This window comes from Flavobacterium limicola, from assembly GCF_003634755.1.
Classification (GTDB): Bacteria; Bacteroidota; Bacteroidia; order Flavobacteriales; family Flavobacteriaceae; genus Flavobacterium; species Flavobacterium limicola.
In genome coordinates this window covers 1,210,310-1,228,265 of the sequence record NZ_RBXA01000001.1, presented here as the reverse complement: position 1 = coordinate 1,228,265, position 17,956 = coordinate 1,210,310, and the positions used below count along the sequence as shown (strand labels likewise).

The 17,956-nt window shown below is 33.5% G+C and carries 12 protein-coding genes; 5 read left to right on the top strand and 7 right to left on the bottom strand.

The annotated features are described in order from the left end of the window. Positions 1-88 precede the first annotated feature (88 nt). Together BC952_RS05465 and BC952_RS05460 are read left to right on the top strand one after the other, a co-directional pair. Positions 89-1,144, top strand: a complete 1,056-nt coding sequence (locus BC952_RS05465) for a glycosyltransferase family 9 protein (RefSeq protein ID WP_121364570.1) — start codon at positions 89-91, stop codon at positions 1,142-1,144. Between the two features lie 736 nt (positions 1,145-1,880). Then, positions 1,881-2,390 (top strand): pyridoxamine 5'-phosphate oxidase family protein, encoded by a 510-nt coding sequence (locus BC952_RS05460; RefSeq protein WP_121364569.1) that lies wholly within the window; start codon positions 1,881-1,883, stop codon positions 2,388-2,390. A 62-nt stretch (positions 2,391-2,452) separates the two neighbouring features. On the opposite strand, the gene BC952_RS05455 is transcribed toward BC952_RS05460, so the two are convergent. Further along, positions 2,453-3,946, bottom strand: a complete 1,494-nt coding sequence (locus BC952_RS05455) for a C40 family peptidase (protein WP_121364568.1) — start codon at positions 3,944-3,946, stop codon at positions 2,453-2,455. Between the two features lie 516 nt (positions 3,947-4,462). On the opposite strand from BC952_RS05455, the gene BC952_RS14830 reads away from it, so the two are divergent. Beyond that, positions 4,463-4,612, top strand: coding sequence for a hypothetical protein (locus tag BC952_RS14830; RefSeq protein WP_167445692.1), 150 nt, complete (start codon positions 4,463-4,465; stop codon positions 4,610-4,612). Between the two features lie 59 nt (positions 4,613-4,671). Here the strand turns inward: BC952_RS14830 and BC952_RS05450 are convergent, their stop codons facing one another. The 4 genes from BC952_RS05450 to BC952_RS05435 form a co-directional block, all read right to left on the bottom strand. Beyond that, a complete protein-coding gene (locus tag BC952_RS05450; protein WP_121364567.1) occupies positions 4,672-6,939 on the bottom strand; it encodes an aconitate hydratase in 2,268 nt (755 codons plus the stop codon). 122 nt (positions 6,940-7,061) lie between these two features. After that, positions 7,062-9,833 (bottom strand): bifunctional aconitate hydratase 2/2-methylisocitrate dehydratase, encoded by a 2,772-nt coding sequence (locus tag BC952_RS05445; protein WP_121364566.1) that lies wholly within the window; start codon positions 9,831-9,833, stop codon positions 7,062-7,064. 398 nt (positions 9,834-10,231) lie between these two features. Then, positions 10,232-11,185 (bottom strand): AAA family ATPase, encoded by a 954-nt coding sequence (locus BC952_RS05440; protein ID WP_121364565.1) that lies wholly within the window; start codon positions 11,183-11,185, stop codon positions 10,232-10,234. Between the two features lie 118 nt (positions 11,186-11,303). Continuing rightward, a complete protein-coding gene (locus tag BC952_RS05435; RefSeq protein WP_121364564.1) occupies positions 11,304-12,731 on the bottom strand; it encodes a peptidylprolyl isomerase in 1,428 nt (475 codons plus the stop codon). Between the two features lie 766 nt (positions 12,732-13,497). Here BC952_RS05435 and BC952_RS05430 point away from each other — a divergent pair. Continuing rightward, positions 13,498-14,940, top strand: coding sequence for an alpha-amylase (locus BC952_RS05430; protein WP_121364563.1), 1,443 nt, complete (start codon positions 13,498-13,500; stop codon positions 14,938-14,940). A 189-nt stretch (positions 14,941-15,129) separates the two neighbouring features. Further along, a complete protein-coding gene (locus tag BC952_RS05425; RefSeq protein WP_121364562.1) occupies positions 15,130-16,719 on the top strand; it encodes a peptide chain release factor 3 in 1,590 nt (529 codons plus the stop codon). Between the two features lie 114 nt (positions 16,720-16,833). Here BC952_RS05425 and BC952_RS05420 read toward each other — a convergent pair whose 3' ends face one another. Both BC952_RS05420 and BC952_RS05415 read right to left on the bottom strand, forming a co-directional pair. Then, a complete protein-coding gene (locus BC952_RS05420; RefSeq protein WP_121364561.1) occupies positions 16,834-17,193 on the bottom strand; it encodes a hypothetical protein in 360 nt (119 codons plus the stop codon). A 450-nt stretch (positions 17,194-17,643) separates the two neighbouring features. Beyond that, positions 17,644-17,955: a DUF3467 domain-containing protein gene (locus tag BC952_RS05415; protein WP_073354716.1), complete on the bottom strand. Its 312-nt coding sequence runs from the start codon at positions 17,953-17,955 to the stop codon at positions 17,644-17,646. Between the last annotated feature and the right edge of the window lies 1 nt (position 17,956).

Sequence of the window (17,956 nt, the reverse complement as noted above, 5' to 3'; positions counted from 1 at the left end):
GGATTTAACATGACTAATTAAAAAAATCCCTAATCAACTTTAATTTCTAACTAAAAAATAGGTTCAAAACTATACCAGATTTCAAAACATGAGCATCTTACAAAAAATAAATATCTACCGAAGAATTGTGACGCATGGATTAACCAAGAATATTGGTAATTCACATAAGAAGCAAAATTATGATTTGAGTCAAAAAATTGATATCAAAAGAATTTTAATTTCCAGACCAAATCATAGATTGGGAAATCTATTATTAATAACCCCTTTGGTTCAAGAGATTGTAAAAACATTTCCTGATTGTAAAATTGATTTATTTGTAAAAGGCGGTTTAGCACCAATTATATTTCAAAATTACAACAACATTGATTCCATTATTGAGCTGCCTAAAAAACCTTTTAATCACTTAATCAGTTACTTTCAGGTTTGGATAAAAATAAAAAAGCAACGTTATGATATTGTTCTTAATGTTTCCAAAAACTCTTCATCTGGACGTTTGTCTACAAAATTTGCTGATGCAAAATATAAGTTTTTCGGTAGTTCAGATACAGAAATGGAATTAAAATACGCCGATTATCAGCATATCGCAAAATACCCGATATATGAATTTAAAAGTTTTTTAACCAAGTTAGGATTTAACGCAAACGAAAATCCAGTTCCATCATTGAATCTCAAATTAAGCGATATAGAAATTGCTGAAGGTAAAAAAAAGGTTAAAGAACTAGTCAAAAATGACAAAAAAACCATTTCTATATTTACATATGCAACTGGTGATAAATGCTATTCAAAATCCTGGTGGGAAGAATTTTATGAAAAATTAAAATTAGAATACGCAAATAATTATAACATTATTGAAGTTTTACCAGTTGAAAACATTTCACAAATAGGATTTAAAGCCACAACCTTTTATAGTAAAGACATTCGTGAAATTGCAGCTGTAATTGCTAATACCGAAATTTTTATCGGTGCAGATAGTGGAATTATGCATTTGGCCAGCGCTTCTTTAACTGCAACAGTAGGACTATTTTCACGCGATAATAAAAAAACATACGAACCGTATAACAATAATAGCACCGCTATAGACACGAATGCTGGCGATAAAGAGGACTGGATTAAAACGATAAATACCGTACTTGCTACTATCTAATTACTACTCAAAAATAAAATTTTGTTATAAAAATTTAGTATAAAAGTAAAAAACAGAACTGCTTAATTTTATATTAACCATTTGAAAACAAAATTTCAATTTCAATATTATTTTGCTTAATTTATACAAGAAGTCTTTGGTGCAAAGCCAAGAGAAGTTTACTTTGAAATTAGATCACATAGCGCTTTCGGTAAAAGACTTGTAAAAATCAGTTAATCTCTATAATTTTTTTTGAAACTTTCAGAAATCACCTATCTAACCAAAAAGTAACGCATCCGATGGCTTCTTTAGGAGAAGACAAAGAATTCATCTTACTCATATTAGAGAACCCGTTACGACATATAAGGCGGTTAATTTGACTTTATAAAGTCATTCCTTTTTATGCATTGATTAAGGCATTCTAATCGCAAAATATCACCTATTCTAACTGGGCAAGAACACTTGATAAAATCACTGTTCGCGGGGATACACACCAAAAAAATCTACATTCAGGATCCTTATGAATACTGGTTTGAGATCAATAGCGATAAGAAATAAAATATTCTTTCAAAATTATAACCGCTTTTGTCCTCCAATTTTCAAGGATTCAAATTCGCAGTCACAGCTGTTACTCAACAAGAAATCTGTAAAAAATGAAACTTTTAAATTAAATTATGCAATACATTTTACTCCTTTGTTTCCCAACTTTGTAAAACGAATTTACAATGTATTTCCGTTGAAATAAAAAAATAGTATTATGAGCGATACAGCAAATGAACACACAGTAGAAGGAATCGATAAACTTAGACGCCTGGTTGAAGAAATCAACACTTGTCTTTTTTGTACTAATCTCAAAACCAATGATGGAGCAACCACCAGACCTATGGGAGCTGTAAAGGTATGCGATAAAGGAAACATTTGGTTCTTCAGTGAAAAAGATAGTGATAAAAACAAAGAAATTGAGCAAGATTCAAGTGTTCAATTATTTTTTGCACATCCCGGAAAAGGAAGTTACATGGTTGTAAATGGTGAAGCATCAATAGTTACCGATAAAGAAAAAATCGAAGAACTTTGGTCTCCTGTTGTAAATATATGGTTTAAAGAAGGTAAAAATGACCCTAGCATTTCTCTGATTAAAGTTAAACCGACAAGTGCTTATTTTTGGGACACTGAAGGAAATCAGATGATTAATTTTCTAAGAATGGCTGCATCAGTCGCAACGGGAACAAATTATATAAGTGGTAATGAAGGAAAAATAAAAATCTAAATAATCAAAAACGCTCCAAATATTGAAGCGTTTTGAAACAAAATCGATATCTTTTAGAAAAACTATTGTACAACTCTATTTATTTGACTAAAATTCTTTTCGTAATATTTTTCTTTTGTAGAAGATATAATTACACCATTACTAACCGAAGAGTGAATAAACTTAATTTCACCTTCGCAAACTTCAACAACCATACCCACGTGGTTGATCTGGCTTCTGCCGTTAGTCTTAAAGAAAATCAAATCGCCTTTTTGGGCTTCTTCTGTATTAATTTTAGTTCCAATGCTAGATTGTTCACGAGATGTTCTTGGTAATTTAATATCAAATGCGCCAAAAGTAGTACACATAAGCCCTGAGCAATCAAACCCTGATTTTGTGGTTCCACCAGTACGGTAACGTGATCCAATATTTTCAGAAGCGCGTTCTATCAACTGATCTAAAAAATCATGACTGAAAGTTGGTTTTGCAAAATTATTAAATTCAGTTTTGTTAGTTATAATTCCACTATTTGCATCTGTGCTGATAGCAATGCTCTTTTCTACAGGCAAATTATTCGCACGAATATTCAATTTATAGCCTACAGGAAGTCTATTTTTAATACCTGGATTTTGTTTTTCTAATTCCTGTACGGAAATTCCATATTGCTTAGCAATGGCATATTTAGTTTCTTTTGGCAATACTTCGCGAACAATCTCGGAGGCAACAGCATTTTCGACTGTATTAGTTTGAGAAATTATGGTATTGTCTGCGATTTCAACATTAGTTTTTTGTTCAGAAACTTGGGGAATCTCTAAATTTGGTAAAATGGTGTTTGATTGGGAGGCAATTACAATTTCTTCTTTTTTAGGAAACACTTTGCTTTCTTGAATGATGTCTTTTATTTCGATGGTTGCAGATGCACTTGCAGGAATAGTGATTTGCTGACCTGCTCTAAGCGCTTTACCTTCTAATGTTGGATTTGCTCTGTCTAATTCCTTGACAGCAATTCCATATTGTTTTGCAATAGAATATTTCGTTTCCTTTGGCAAAACTTTCCTCCTGATTTCTTCTGTAGTTGGGCTTACAGCTTCACTTGGTTTAGGGACAATTTCTAATTCCTTTTTCGGGGAAGTTTGATTTGATGGAGAAACTGATGAAGACTCAGTTGTTGAAGATGCATTTCCAGGTATAACAATTTTTTGACCAATTTTCAATCCAGATGATTCTATTGCCGGATTAGCTTGATTCAATTCTTTTAAACTAATTCTGTATATTTTTGCAATTCCGTAAAGCGTTTCTTTAGGCTGTACTTCATGCTCTTTTCCAGAATAATTTGTGGCAATTTTAGAATTTGTGTTTTTTGTAGATGAACTAGGAATTAATAAAATAGAATTGAGTTTTAAAAGATTCTTAGCTTTTGGATTTAATTTTAGAATAGCACTTTGTTTAACTTCATATTTCTCAGCTATACTAGAAATAGTTTCTCCTTTTACAATGGTGTGCTTCGTGATATTTTCCTGAGAAAAAAGAACGATACTATTCAATAAAAACAATGTTACAATTAATCTTAAACTCATATTCATTTATTTCAAATTAATTACCCCATTTTATTCTACACAGCGATTTCGGGATATAATTATTAAATCTCGCTATGGGTTGCTTTTTTACTGCTATATTCAAAAAATTGTAAAAAAAAAATTCCTTATCCCTTTCAAAAAAAGAGGTTCAGCATGTGTTCATTTTAAATTCTAGTTGATTTTTATCTCAATTGCAAAAGCAGCTGAAATAGTAATGCCGTACAATCCTACTTTGTATTGTTGGGCTGAAAATAAAAATTATAAAGAAAGTTGATTCTAAAAACAATCAAAAAAGGCTTCTTTAAAAACTAAATTTTCTGAAAAGCTAATATAAATGATTTAATCAAAAAACACAGTCTTTTTTTTAATTTTAACGTATTTTAAATACAAATGAATCTTTTTTTTGATTTTTCTACACATTTTTACCACAAATCTGAAGCTTTTTTAAAAACTATTCACTCTTATTGTTGTTTCTACATCAGCCAATAATTTTGGTTTTGCTTCAATAGCCATGATGTGAGTAAAAAGCCTTTTGGAGCAGAATTGCCTATTTTTGCTGAGAAAAAAGAGCGACAAAAAGAAGCTCCTTTTTTATCTTGGAAAAAAGTAATTGTGCAAAAAAGCTTGAAACGGACAGCAGGAAATTGCTCCAGAAATAAATTGTAATTGAAACAAAAAAACTTCCAAGTTTCCTTGAGAGTTTTAGAAATATACTTTTGAAATGCTTACGCTTTTCCAGCTGCAGCGATCAAGTTTAATGCTGAACCAGCAACGAACCAGCCAATTTGTCCTTCATTATACGTGTGATTTGCCAAAATAATATCTTTGGTTCCATCAGCGTGAACGAATTCTAACGTTAATGGTTTTCCTGGAGCAAAATCAACTAAATCTGTGAAGTTGATAGTGTCATCTTCCTGAATTTTCTCATAATCAGCTTCATTTGCAAATGTCAATCCTAAAAGACCTTGTTTTTTAAGGTTAGTTTCGTGGATACGAGCAAATGATTTTACCAATACGGCTTTCACTCCTAAGAAACGAGGTTCCATAGCGGCATGTTCACGAGAAGATCCTTCTCCGTAGTTATGATCTCCCACAACAATTGAAGGAACACCGGCTGCTTTGTATGCACGCGCTACAGCAGGAACAGCATCGTAAGTATCAGTCAACTGATTTTTCACTGTATTTGGTTTTTGGTTGAATGCATTGATAGCACCAATCAACATATTATTAGAAATATTATCTAAATGTCCACGGAAACGCAACCATGGTCCAGCCATAGAGATGTGATCTGTTGTACATTTTCCGAAAGCTTTAATCAATAATTTGGCACCTGTAATGTTTTTTCCATCCCAAGGTAAGAACGGAGCCAATAATTGCAGTCTTTCTGAAGTTTCGCTCACAGAAACCTGAACGCCTGAACCATCTTCTGCCGGTGCTTGAAAACCTGGATCTTCAGCATCAAATCCGTTCTTCGGCAATTCGTCGCCTGTTGGCACTTCTAACATTACTTCTTCACCATCTTCGTTTATTAAAGTATCCGTCAACGGATTGAAACTTAAATCTCCGGCAATTGCCAAAGCCGTTACCAATTCCGGTGAACCTACGAAAGCCAAAGTGTTTGGATTTCCATCGGCACGTTTGGAGAAGTTACGGTTGAAAGAGTGAACGATTGTGTTGCGTTCTTCTTTTTCTGCTCCTTCTCTGTCCCACATTCCGATACATGGTCCGCACGCATTAGCAAATACCGTCGCACCAATCTTATCGAAAGTATCGATAAAACCGTCACGCTCGATTGTATAACGAACCACCTCAGAACCTGGAGTGATCGTGAATTTTGATTTTAATTTTAATTTTTTGTCAGTTACTTGTTTCGCTATTGAAGCTGCGCGAGCAATATCCTCGTAAGAAGAATTGGTACATGAACCAATCAAACCTACTTCAATTTTCAAAGGCCAGTTATTTTTGATGGCTTCCTCTTTCATTTTAGAAATTGGAGTTGCTAAATCCGGTGTGTAAGGTCCGTTTAAATGTGGCTCTAATTCGTCTAAGTTGATTTCGATTACTTGATCAAAATACAATTCTGGATTAGCATAAACTTCCGCATCACCTGTTAAATATGGAGCAATTTTATCAGCTGCATCAGCAACATCAGCTCTATTTGTAGAACGTAAATAACGGCTCATAGAATCATCATAACCAAATGTAGAAGTTGTAGCACCAATTTCGGCACCCATATTACAGATTGTTCCTTTTCCAGTACAAGACATAGAAGTTGCGCCTTCTCCAAAATATTCAACGATAGCTCCTGTTCCACCTTTTACGGTAAGAATTCCTGCTACTTTAAGGATAACGTCTTTTGGAGCTGTCCAACCGGAAAGTTTTCCAGTTAATTTTACTCCAATTAATTTAGGAAATTTTAATTCCCAAGCCATTCCTGACATAACATCAACGGCATCTGCACCACCAACACCAATGGCTACCATTCCTAAACCACCTGCGTTTACAGTATGAGAGTCAGTACCAATCATCATTCCACCTGGAAAAGCATAGTTTTCCAAAACTACTTGGTGAATAATTCCTGCTCCTGGTTTCCAGAAACCAATTCCGTATTTATTAGATACTGAAGAAAGAAATTCAAACACTTCATTACTTTGTGTTTTTGCTCTGGCCAAATCGGTTACTGCATCAACTTTAGCTTGAATCAAGTGATCACAGTGTACTGTTGTAGGAACAGCCACTTTAGATTTACCTGCATGCATGAATTGCAACAATGCCATTTGAGCCGTTGCATCTTGACAAGCAACTCTGTCCGGAGCAAAATCAACATAATCCGCACCTCTTACAAAAGCCTTTGACGGCATTCCATCCCAAAGGTGGTTGTATAAAATTTTCTCTGTTAAAGTAAGTGGCCGACCAACTATCTCACGTGCTTTGTCCACACGAGATGTCATATTTGCGTACACTTTTTTAATCATTTCAATATCAAAAGCCATAAGATTTATATATAATTGTTACTATTTTATTTTAGACATACAAGATACAAAAAAATAGAGTATAAAAAAAGCCTGAGTCATTAGACACAGGCTTTTAAACTATAATTAACTAATTATGTGAATTATTTAACTAATAACTTATGAGAAGGCGCAAACTTAGTCAGATTGATCCCTTCCACTGCTGTTTTATATTCTTCTATTGTTGGCGTTCTACCAAGGATTGTAGATAAAACCACAACTGGTGTAGAAGAAAGCAAGGATTCTCCTTTTTTACCTTCCGTATCTTCTACAACTCTTCCTTGGAAAAGACGAGTCGATGTTGCCATTACAGTATCTCCTTTAGCAGCTTTTTCTTGGTTACCCATACAAAGATTACAACCCGGACGCTCTAGGTACAACATGTTTTCATATGATGTACGTGCTGCTGCTTTAGGAACATTATCATCAAATTCGAAACCAGAATATTTTTGTAAAATTTCCCAGTCACCTTCTGCTTTTAATTCATCAACAATATTATAAGTAGGGGGAGCTACAACTAGTGGTGCTTTGAACTCTACTTTACCTTTTTGCTCATCAATATTCTTAAGCATTTGAGCAAGGATTTTCATATCTCCTTTATGAACCATGCACGATCCAATAAATCCAAGATCTACTTTTTTCACACCGCCATAAAAAGAAAGTGGTCTGATTGTATCGTGAGTATATCTTTTAGAAACATCTGCATTATTAACATCTGGATCTGCAATCATTGGCTCAGCAATCTGATCCAAATCAACAACAACTTCAGCATAATACTTCGCATTTGCATCCGGTCTTAGTGCTGGTTTCTCGCCTGAAATAATCTCAGCGATTCTCTTATCTGCAATAGCAATCAATCCTTTCAGCACTTGATTTTTATTATCCATTCCCTTGTCGATCATGATCTGAATTCTACCTTTCGCCATCTCTAATGACTCAATCAAAGTGTAATCCTCAGAAATACAGATAGAAGCTTTTGCTTTCATTTCTGCAGTCCAGTCCGTAAACGTAAAGGCTTGATCCGCATTAAGGGTTCCTAAGTGAACCTCAATAATTCTTCCTTGGAATACATTCTCTCCACCAAATGTTTTAAGCATTTGAGATTGCGTAGCATGAACTACATCACGGAAATCCATGTACCCTTTCATCTCTCCTTTGAAAGTCACTTTCACAGATTCCGGAATTGGCATTGAAGCTTCTCCAGTAGCCAATGCAAGAGCAACTGTTCCTGAGTCAGCACCAAAAGCAACACCTTTAGACATTCTTGTATGAGAGTCACCACCAATTATGATAGCCCACTCGTTTACAGTAATATCGTTAAGTACTTTGTGAATTACATCTGTCATTGCATGATAAACGCCTTTTGGGTCACGTGCTGTGATCAAACCGAAGTCGTTCATGAATTTCATCAATCTTGGAATATTTGCTTTAGATTTATTATCCCAGACAGAAGCGGTGTGACAACCTGATTGGTAAGCACCGTCAACGATTGGAGAAATCACAGTAGCAGCCATAGACTCTAGTTCCTGAGAAGTCATCAAACCAGTTGTATCTTGTGAACCAACAATATTTACAGTAACACGAACATCTGAACCAGCGTGTAAAACTTTACCCGGAGTTGAACCAACTGCGTTTCTATTAAATATTTTTTCTACAGCAGTAAGGCCTTGTCCTTCAACAGAAACCTCTTTTGACGGAGCATATACAGGTACAATATCAATACCCAGAGTCTTTGATGCAAATGTTTGCAATTTTTTTCCAAATACAATAGCATAAGACCCACCAGCTTTTATAAATTCAATTTTCTGCGGCGTGAATGCTTTAGAGATGTCAATTAATTCTTTGTCTCCGTTATATAATTTTTTTGATTTTGTATTAATTGTAAGAACCGTTCCTGTTTCCACGGAATATACTTCTTCTAAAACTGGATCACCACTTTCATTACGAACTACTTCACCATTAGCGTCAGTCTTTTTTACCCAGTTTTTAAGATCCAAACCTATACCACCAGTAACATCAACAGTTGTTAGGAAAATTGGAGAAATCCCGTTTGTTCCTGCAACAATTGGCGCAAAGTTTACAAACGGAACGTAAGGACTTGCTTGTTTACCTGTCCAAAGTGCCACGTTATTTACACCTGACATTCTTGAAGAACCAACTCCCATTGTCCCTTTTTCAGCAATTAACATTACCGATTTGTCCGGATTTTGTGCTTGTAATGCTTTAATTTCTGCTTGTGCTTCAGGTGTAATCATACATTTACCATGAAGCTCGCGATCTGAACGCGAGTGCGCTTGATTTCCTGGAGAAAGTAAATCAGTTGAAATATCTCCTTCACCAGCAATAAAAGTAATTACCTTAATTTCTTCTGCTATTTCTGGTAATTTAGTAAAGAACTCAGCCTTAGCATAGCTCTCTAGTATTTCTTTCGCTATTCCGTTACCGCTTTTGAAAGCAGCTTCTAAACGATCAGTATCTGCTTCATAAAGAAAAACTTGAGTCTTTAAAACTTCCGCAGCGTCTTTTGCAATGGCAACATCATTTCCTAAAGCTAAATCAAGTAAAACGGCTATAGAAGTTCCACCTTTCATGTGTGACAATAACTCTAAAGCAAAAGCAGGTGTGATTTCAGCAACAACTGATTGACCTAGAACAATTTCTTTTAAAAAATTAGCTTTTACATTCGCAGCAGGAGTAGTTCCTGGAACAACATTGTAAATAAAGAAGTTAAGAGAATCTGCTCTGTACTCGTTATTTAAATCTTTAATTTGTTCAATGATTTCACTTAATAATTCAGCACCATCAATTGGTTTAGGATGAAGCCCCTGACCTTTTCGGTCTTCAATTTCTTGAATGTAATTCTTATAAATATTCATAATAGAAGTCTTTTCTTGGTATTTTTATTTTTTGTACGCAAATTTAGGAATTAATGCCGAGAATTAAAAAAATATAATAGATGTAGCTTTTTCAAAAATTATTATTACAAAATAAAGAGTTTTACTGCTTTATTTTATCAAAAATTCAATTTTAAATTAAAATAATCAATTATCAGTAATTTAAAATCTTTTCTTTGAGAAAGTTGAAATTTAATATTACTTCTCGAGTGAGATTTTACACTGTTTTCAGCTAAAAACCTTTGATAAATTATCATTTACAACGTTGTAGTTGTATTTTTTACTGCTCTTTTTGGTCAAACTAAAATATGAAGTCAAAACAAAAAAAGCCAAACAGATTTCTAAAATCTGTTTGGCTTTCTTCCCAATATTAAAAATTATTACATCAGCTTCTGAATAATAGCTTCTTCGGTAATTCCTTCGGCATCGGCTTTGTAGTTCTTAATAATTCGATGACGCAAAATCCCGGTTGCCACAGCTTTTACATCTTCAATATCTGGAGAAAATTTTCCATTAAAAGCCGCATTGGCTTTGGCCGCCAAAATTAAATTTTGAGAGGCTCTCGGCCCTGCTCCCCAATCCAGATAATTCTTAACAAACTCATTTGACAATGGATTATCAGGACGGGTTTTACTAACCAATGTCACTGCATATTCAATTACATTATCCGCTACAGGAATTCTGCGAATCAAATGTTGAAAATCAATAATTTCCTGAGCAGTAAACAATGGATTAATACGACTTTTAGCATCTGATGTTGTTCGTTTCACCACTTGAACTTCCTCTTCAAAAGAAGGATATTCTAATTTTATGGCGAACATAAATCGATCTAATTGAGCTTCAGGCAAAGGATACGTTCCTTCCTGTTCAATTGGATTTTGTGTCGCCAAAACAAAATATGGCAAGTCTAATTTATAATTCTCTCCTGCTATAGTAACAGAACGTTCCTGCATGGCTTCCAATAATGCAGCTTGCGTTTTTGGCGGCGTTCGATTTATTTCATCCGCCAAAACAATATTGGAAAAAATAGGTCCTTTTATAAATTTAAATTGACGGTTTTCATCCAATATTTCACTTCCAAGGATATCAGAAGGCATTAAATCTGGCGTGAACTGAATTCTTTTGAAATCAAGCCCTAATGCCTGTGCCAGTGTATTTACCATCAAAGTCTTGGCTAATCCGGGAACACCTACCAACAAGGCATGACCACCGGAAAAAATACAAAGCAAAATTTGGTCTACCACAGCATCCTGACCTACAATAATTTTTGCGATTTCGTTTTTTAGCTCATTTCTTTTTTGAACCAAGTTATGTATTGCTGCTACGTCTGACATTTATAAAAGTATTTAAAATTAAAAAGAGTTAGCATTATGAAATCATAAAACTAACTCTTTTTATTTATTTAACGAAAAAATTTTTATTTCTATTCAAGCCCAAAGAGTGGTGAAAATTCTATTTTTTAAGCCAATTATTTGTAAAACTACAATCTCTATATTCTCCAATAATTTTGATGTACGTTTCTTTTATTTTTTCATCAAACCATTTTCCAATAGCAGTAATTTGTTTGTCTTTCAATGCCAAATCTTTGATTTTAATATAATCCTTTGCATAATCCGCAGTGTGCTCATCGATTCTGTTGGTCACCGTAATTAATTTGAATTTCTTCTTTCCTTCTTCTCCTTGATCTAATATTGGAGCTGAAACTTCATTTTCTTTCAAATTAGACACTTGACTGTAAAAAGTAGGATCCATTTTTGTCAATTCAAAACGTGTATCTTGTGTTTTTGGATTAATCAAAGCACCGCCATTTGCTCTAGTTTCTTTCTCATCAGATAACGTTCTTGCAGCTTCCTCAAAAGTAATCTCCTTGTCTTCGATTCTTTTTTTAATCAAAGTAATTTTTTCTTTCGCTTCATTCAGAGCTGATTCAGTAACCGTTGGCGATAATAAAATGTGACGTAATTCTACTTCTTGTCCTTTTATCTTTTCTACATAAATAATGTGATACCCAAAATCTGTTTCAAATGGAGCAGAAATTTCACCCTCAGCTAAACTAAAGGCAACATCTTTAAATTCTTTTACAAACGGTGTTTTTCTATTCATTTTATAAAATCCACCATTTGATCTTGATCCCGGATCTTGCGAATATAAAACTGCTTTAGTGGAAAAACTTGAACCTTCTTCAATTTCTTTTTTGAACCCATTTAATTTATCAATGACTTTTTGCTTATCCTCAGCTGAAACTTTAGGTGTAATTATAATTTGGGACACTTCCAATTCTGCACCAAAAAAAGGAAGATCTGAAGTAGGTATTTTTTTGAAAAAATTACGAACTTCTTCAGGAGTAATTTCTACAGCATCGACAATTTTCTTTTGCATTTCAGATGTTAACTTCCCTTCTTTTAAAATATCAGAGAAATAAGTTCTAAATTCTTCCTCAGAATCTTTCTTGTAGTATTGCACTACTTTTTCCAAAGACCCAATTTGTTCTACCATATAGTTCAATCGATCTTCCATCATGCCTTTTATTTCGGCATCCGTCACTACGATACTATCTTGAATGGCTTGATGCGCATATAATTTATCTTCCAATAACTTCCCTAACATCTGGCATCTTGTAATATCTTTTACAGAACCTCCTTGAGTTGCAATTTCAAGATACGACTTATCAATATCAGAATCTAATATAATATAATCTCCTACAGTAGCAATTACACCGTCAATTTTTTGTTTTCCATTTGATTGGACTTTTTTTACTGGAACAATAACAGTATCCTTAATAATTTCTTGCGCACTTATTATAACACTTGAAAAAAGCAAAAGAAAAAAAGTAAGTGCAATTTTATTAATGGATTTCATTTGTATTTTTTTTATTGGCATTTTTATAATTTATGTTTATTGTAAAATATCGATTTTTTCTGTGTTTAAAGCTATTCTTCAAAGACAGTAATAATTTTGGCAAATATACATTTTAAGAATCAAGAATCGAACTGAATTTACAATACAATTTCTTACCATTCTTAAAATTTAAAACGAACAAAAATAACAATTCAATTACATAATACAAGTTTCCTACCTACTATTAACAAAAATTTATTAACGGGTTTATTTATTCTCTTTTTCAGCACCTAAAACATATGAAAACTGGACTTTATAGTTTAAAAAACTAAAATTATAATTCCATATTTCTGCAATTATGAAAAAATAAATTCACTTCTTTTTTGTTTTTTCTACTATCAACGACAACTTTTTCCTTTCAGGAACTATTTTAGTTGTAACACAAAGAGTTGTAATTCTTTACAAGTTTATTGTTCAAAAATTAAAATACAACCTTTAAAACACTCATTTTAAGAGTTGTAATTTAAAAGTTGTTAACACTACAACGTTTTCGAAAAGAATAAAAAAAATTCCCGTATTCATCGTATAAGAATTTATATAAATTAGCTAAAAAAGTGCTGTTTTATCAAAAAATTAAACATAAAAATAAATATATACTAATTATTTAATTTATTTTTTTGATTCCAATAAAACGATATTTTATTTCAAATCTTAAAAAACACTAAATAAAAAATTTATAGGAATCATATTGCTTTCTGTTTTTCAATTATTACTCCAAAATCTATTACTTAACCTAATTTATTCATTTATGAAAAAACAAAATTTTAAAGCGTATCTGCTAACAGCTTTATTAGTTGGTCTGTATTCGTGCAATTCGAATGATGAACTTGTAAGCGATTCAGCTGCTGCAGCATCACAATTCAAAGTAATCAACGTTACGCATCACGACGGACAACCATTCAACACCGGAAAATCAGCTAATTCCACAACTGGAAGATATGTTGCAAATCCTGGTGGTGGTGTTATGATGCAAGCATTCTATTGGGATGTACCTGCTGGCGGAAACTGGTGGAATACTGTTAACGCCAAAATAACTGCTTGGTCAAATGCTGGTATTGGTTCCATCTGGCTTCCTCCGGTTTCAAAAGCACAAAACGGACCGTTTTCTATGGGTTACGATCCCACAGATTATTTTGATTTTGGAAATTACAATCAAAATGGTACTGTAGAAACAAGATTTGGTTCCCGTACCGAATTAGAAAGTCTGATTACAAAAGTACACGCCGAAAACATGCAAGTATATGCTGACATGGTATTAAATCACAATAGCGGTGGACAATTAGAAAGCAATCCTTTCACAGGAACACAAACGTACACTAATTTTACCGGTGTCGCTTCTGGAAAATTCAAGAGGACCAGCACTGATTTTTATAAAAATTCTTATGGAAATAATGATGAAGGAGCTTTTGGAGGATTTCCTGACTTAGCCCACGTGGTACCAAATGTGCAAGACTGGCTTTGGAAAAGAGCAGACGGAGTAGGTAAATATTATAAAAATACGATGAAATTTGATGGCTGGAGATTTGATTACGTGAAAGGGTTCGGCCCTTGGGTAGTGAAAGACTGGAATGCAAACGTAGGTGGATTTTCTGTTGGGGAATACTGGGATGCAAATGTAAACACTTTAGAATGGTGGGCTAATAATGCCAATAGTTCTGTTTTTGATTTTGCCTGTTACTACAAAATGAATGATGCCTTCGATGGAAATAATCTAAACATTTTGAATGATGACATGATGTGGAAAAGAAACCCATACAAAGCAGTTACTTTCGTCTCCAATCATGACACCGATGAAATTTGGAAAAAAGAATTAGCGTACGCCTATATTTTAACTCACGAAGGATACCCAACGATTTTTTACAGAGATTATGAAGAGTGGCTGAATAAAACAAAACTGAATAATCTTATTTGGATTCACAATAATAAAGGAACGGGAACTACTTCTATTTTATACACTGATACTGATGAATATATCGCTCGCAGAAACGGCTATAACGGAAATCCTGGTTTAGTGGTTTACATTAATAATTCATCCACTTGGCAAGAAAGATGGATTCAGACGAATTGGACAAACGCACAAATCAAAGATTTCACTGGAAATTCTACTTGGTTGCCAACAACTCAAGCAGACAAGTGGGTAAAAATTCAATGTCCGCCAAATGGATATTCTATTTGGTCAATCAATATGTAATACATAAATTCCATGAAGGCTGCCTAAATCGGCAGCCTTCTTTTTTTTCTGCTATTAAATCTTCACAATTCTAATATTGAATTAAAATCGCATGAATTGCAACTTCAAAACCCACCTACTCGATTTAGAGTATACAATTTTTTTAATTGGCATTTATAAATAGTACTTTTGCAGACTATTTATACAAATATGGGCTTTTTAGAAGAAATACAACGCAGAAGAACTTTCGGGATTATCTCACATCCTGATGCCGGAAAAACAACACTTACTGAAAAACTCCTCCTTTTTGGTGGTGCGATTCAAGAAGCAGGTGCGGTAAAGAATAATAAAATTAAAAAAGGTGCTACCAGTGACTTTATGGAAATTGAACGCCAAAGAGGGATTTCGGTTTCTACTTCGGTTTTAGCATTCAATTACAAAGACATAAAAATAAATATTCTCGATACTCCGGGACACAAGGATTTTGCCGAGGACACTTTTAGAACTTTAACTGCTGTTGACAGCGTTATTGTTGTAATTGACGTTGCCAAAGGTGTTGAGGAACAAACAGAGAAATTAGTTGCTGTTTGTAGAATGCGAAAAATTCCAATTATCGTATTCATCAATAAATTAGACCGAGAAGGAAAAGATGCTTTTGACTTGATGGATGAAGTGGAACAAAAACTGGGTTTAACCGTTACACCATTAAGCTTCCCGATAGGAATGGGTTATGACTTTCAAGGAATTTATAATCTATGGGAACAAAACATCAACTTATTTAGTGGAGACAATCGTAAAAATATTGAAGAAACAATTGCTTTCTCTGATCTTCAAAATCCAGAATTAGAGAAGATCATCGGTCAAAAACCCGCTGATAGATTACGTGAAGAACTGGAACTGATAGACGAAGTTTATCCTAAATTTGACCGTCAGGACTATTTAGACGGAAAACTGCAGCCTGTATTTTTTGGTTCGGCATTGAATAATTTTGGTGTAAGAGAATTATTGGACTGTTTTGTTCAAATTGCTCCATCGCCAAGACCAAAAGATTCAGAAACACGATTAGTAGATCCAAAAGAAGAGAAAATGACTGGATTTGTTTTTAAAATCCATGCCAATATGGATCCAAAACACAGAGACCGTCTGGCCTTTATAAAAATTGTTTCTGGAACTTTCGAAAGAAACAAACCGTATTATCACGTTCGCCAAAAGAAGAACTTAAAATTCTCCAGTCCAAATGCTTTTTTTGCAGAAAAGAAAGAAATCGTAGACATCTCGTATCCTGGAGATATTGTTGGCTTGCACGACACTGGAAATTTCAAAATTGGAGATACGTTAACCGAAGGAGAAATCATGAGTTTCAAAGGAATTCCGAGTTTCTCTCCAGAGCATTTTCGATACATTAACAATGCTGATCCAATGAAAGCCAAACAATTGGACAAAGGAATTGATCAGTTAATGGATGAAGGTGTAGCGCAGCTATTTACTTTAGAAATGAACAACCGAAAAATCATTGGAACAGTTGGAGCGCTTCAATACGAGGTTATCCAATATCGTTTAGAACATGAATACGGTGCAAAATGTACGTATGAAAATTTCCCGGTTCACAAGGCATGCTGGGTAAAACCCAACGACCCAAAAAGCGAAGAGTTTAAAGAATTTAGAAGAATCAAACAAAAATTCTTGGCTCATGACAAGTATGGCCAATTAGTATTCCTAGCTGATTCTGATTTTACAATACAGATGACACAAAATAAATATCCAAATGTTAAGTTATTTTTTACTTCTGAATTTGAGTAAATTTCTGCTTGGAGAAAAAAAGTTTTATTGAAAATCAATTTTAACACACCCGCATAAAAAAAACGCTAACTCTGAGAGTTAGCGTTTTTTTTATAACTTAAAATTAATTTAAGACTATGCAAGCATACTATCTAAATTTACTGCTTTTTTCAAAAATGATTTTATTAGTAAACGATTAGGAGCTACGCCCGAAGTAATAATTTGTTTTTTTGTATTTGTTCCTTCTGTAGAAATTGTGCTATTAGGATCTTGTTTTGAGCCCATAAACCACAACACAAAATTAATATTATTAGAAGAAGAACTTATTGAAGCATTTTCTGTTTTTTTATTAGCATTAATTTCTATAGAATTCACATCAACCACATTTTTAGTAGACTGAGCAGAAACAGAAACAGTTGATAATAAAATAAAAACAAACAAAATAACAAGGTTAAATAACGCTTTATTGTTTGCTTTTAAAGAAAAGTATTTCATAGTAATTTGCTTTTTTACAGAGGATAAAAGTCACTCCTTTATTTCGAGAGCGAAAATATATCTTTTGTTTTCTTGTAAAAAATATTTCCGATGAAGTGCTGTAATAATCGTTTAAAGCACAAATTTGTTGTTTGCAGTGAAGATTTAATGATGAGTTAATATTCCTCTACAGAATAAATATACAAACTCAAAGATATCAGAAACTATTAGAGTTCAAACAATGAAAAGCACAGCCTAAAGAAATATAGGACCGTAATTGATTAATACTTATTAGCAAATATTGAACTTACAGAATTTAAAAACTCGCCTTTAATTTGTAAAAAGCTGAAATATTATTCAGAATGACTTAGTGCATTCTATTCTAAAAAATAAAGAGAACTAGAGTTGTTGGTTTCATTTAAGAATTTGTTATAAATAAAAAGGCTCCATCTCTGGAGCCTTTTAAGAATATTATGCTTGTCCCGCAGGACCAAAATTAAGCGGAATTGGTGCTTGTTCAGTGTCTTTTATTTCGCCGTGAGCGACTTCAAAACGGTGAATATTTTCTCCAATAGCTTTCAACAATCTTTTAGCATGTTGTGGTGTCAAGACAATTCTTGATTTCACCTTAGCTTTAGGAATTCCTGGCATGATACTTACAAAATCTAAAACAAATTCTGATGAAGAGTGATTTATTATTGCCAAATTGGAATAAATTCCTTCAGCAATTTTTTCGTCTAACTCAATATTAATCTGCTCTTGTTGTTGATTAGAATTACTCATC

What these genes read in the sequence shown, in the direction of transcription:
- BC952_RS05465 (WP_121364570.1), top strand. Translation starts at nt 89, where the DNA reads ATGAGCATCTTACAAAAAATAAATATCTACCGAAGAATTGTGACGCAT.
- BC952_RS05460 (WP_121364569.1), top strand. Translation starts at nt 1,881, where the DNA reads ATGAGCGATACAGCAAATGAACACACAGTAGAAGGAATCGATAAACTT.
- BC952_RS05455 (WP_121364568.1), bottom strand. Translation starts at nt 3,946, where the DNA reads ATGAGTTTAAGATTAATTGTAACATTGTTTTTATTGAATAGTATCGTT.
- BC952_RS05450 (WP_121364567.1), bottom strand. Translation starts at nt 6,939, where the DNA reads ATGGCTTTTGATATTGAAATGATTAAAAAAGTGTACGCAAATATGACA.
- BC952_RS05445 (WP_121364566.1), bottom strand. Translation starts at nt 9,833, where the DNA reads ATGAATATTTATAAGAATTACATTCAAGAAATTGAAGACCGAAAAGGT.
- BC952_RS05440 (WP_121364565.1), bottom strand. Translation starts at nt 11,185, where the DNA reads ATGTCAGACGTAGCAGCAATACATAACTTGGTTCAAAAAAGAAATGAG.
- BC952_RS05435 (WP_121364564.1), bottom strand. Translation starts at nt 12,731, where the DNA reads ATGCCAATAAAAAAAATACAAATGAAATCCATTAATAAAATTGCACTT.
- BC952_RS05430 (WP_121364563.1), top strand. Translation starts at nt 13,498, where the DNA reads ATGAAAAAACAAAATTTTAAAGCGTATCTGCTAACAGCTTTATTAGTT.
- BC952_RS05425 (WP_121364562.1), top strand. Translation starts at nt 15,130, where the DNA reads ATGGGCTTTTTAGAAGAAATACAACGCAGAAGAACTTTCGGGATTATC.
- BC952_RS05420 (WP_121364561.1), bottom strand. Translation starts at nt 17,193, where the DNA reads ATGAAATACTTTTCTTTAAAAGCAAACAATAAAGCGTTATTTAACCTT.
- BC952_RS05415 (WP_073354716.1), bottom strand. Translation starts at nt 17,955, where the DNA reads ATGAGTAATTCTAATCAACAACAAGAGCAGATTAATATTGAGTTAGAC.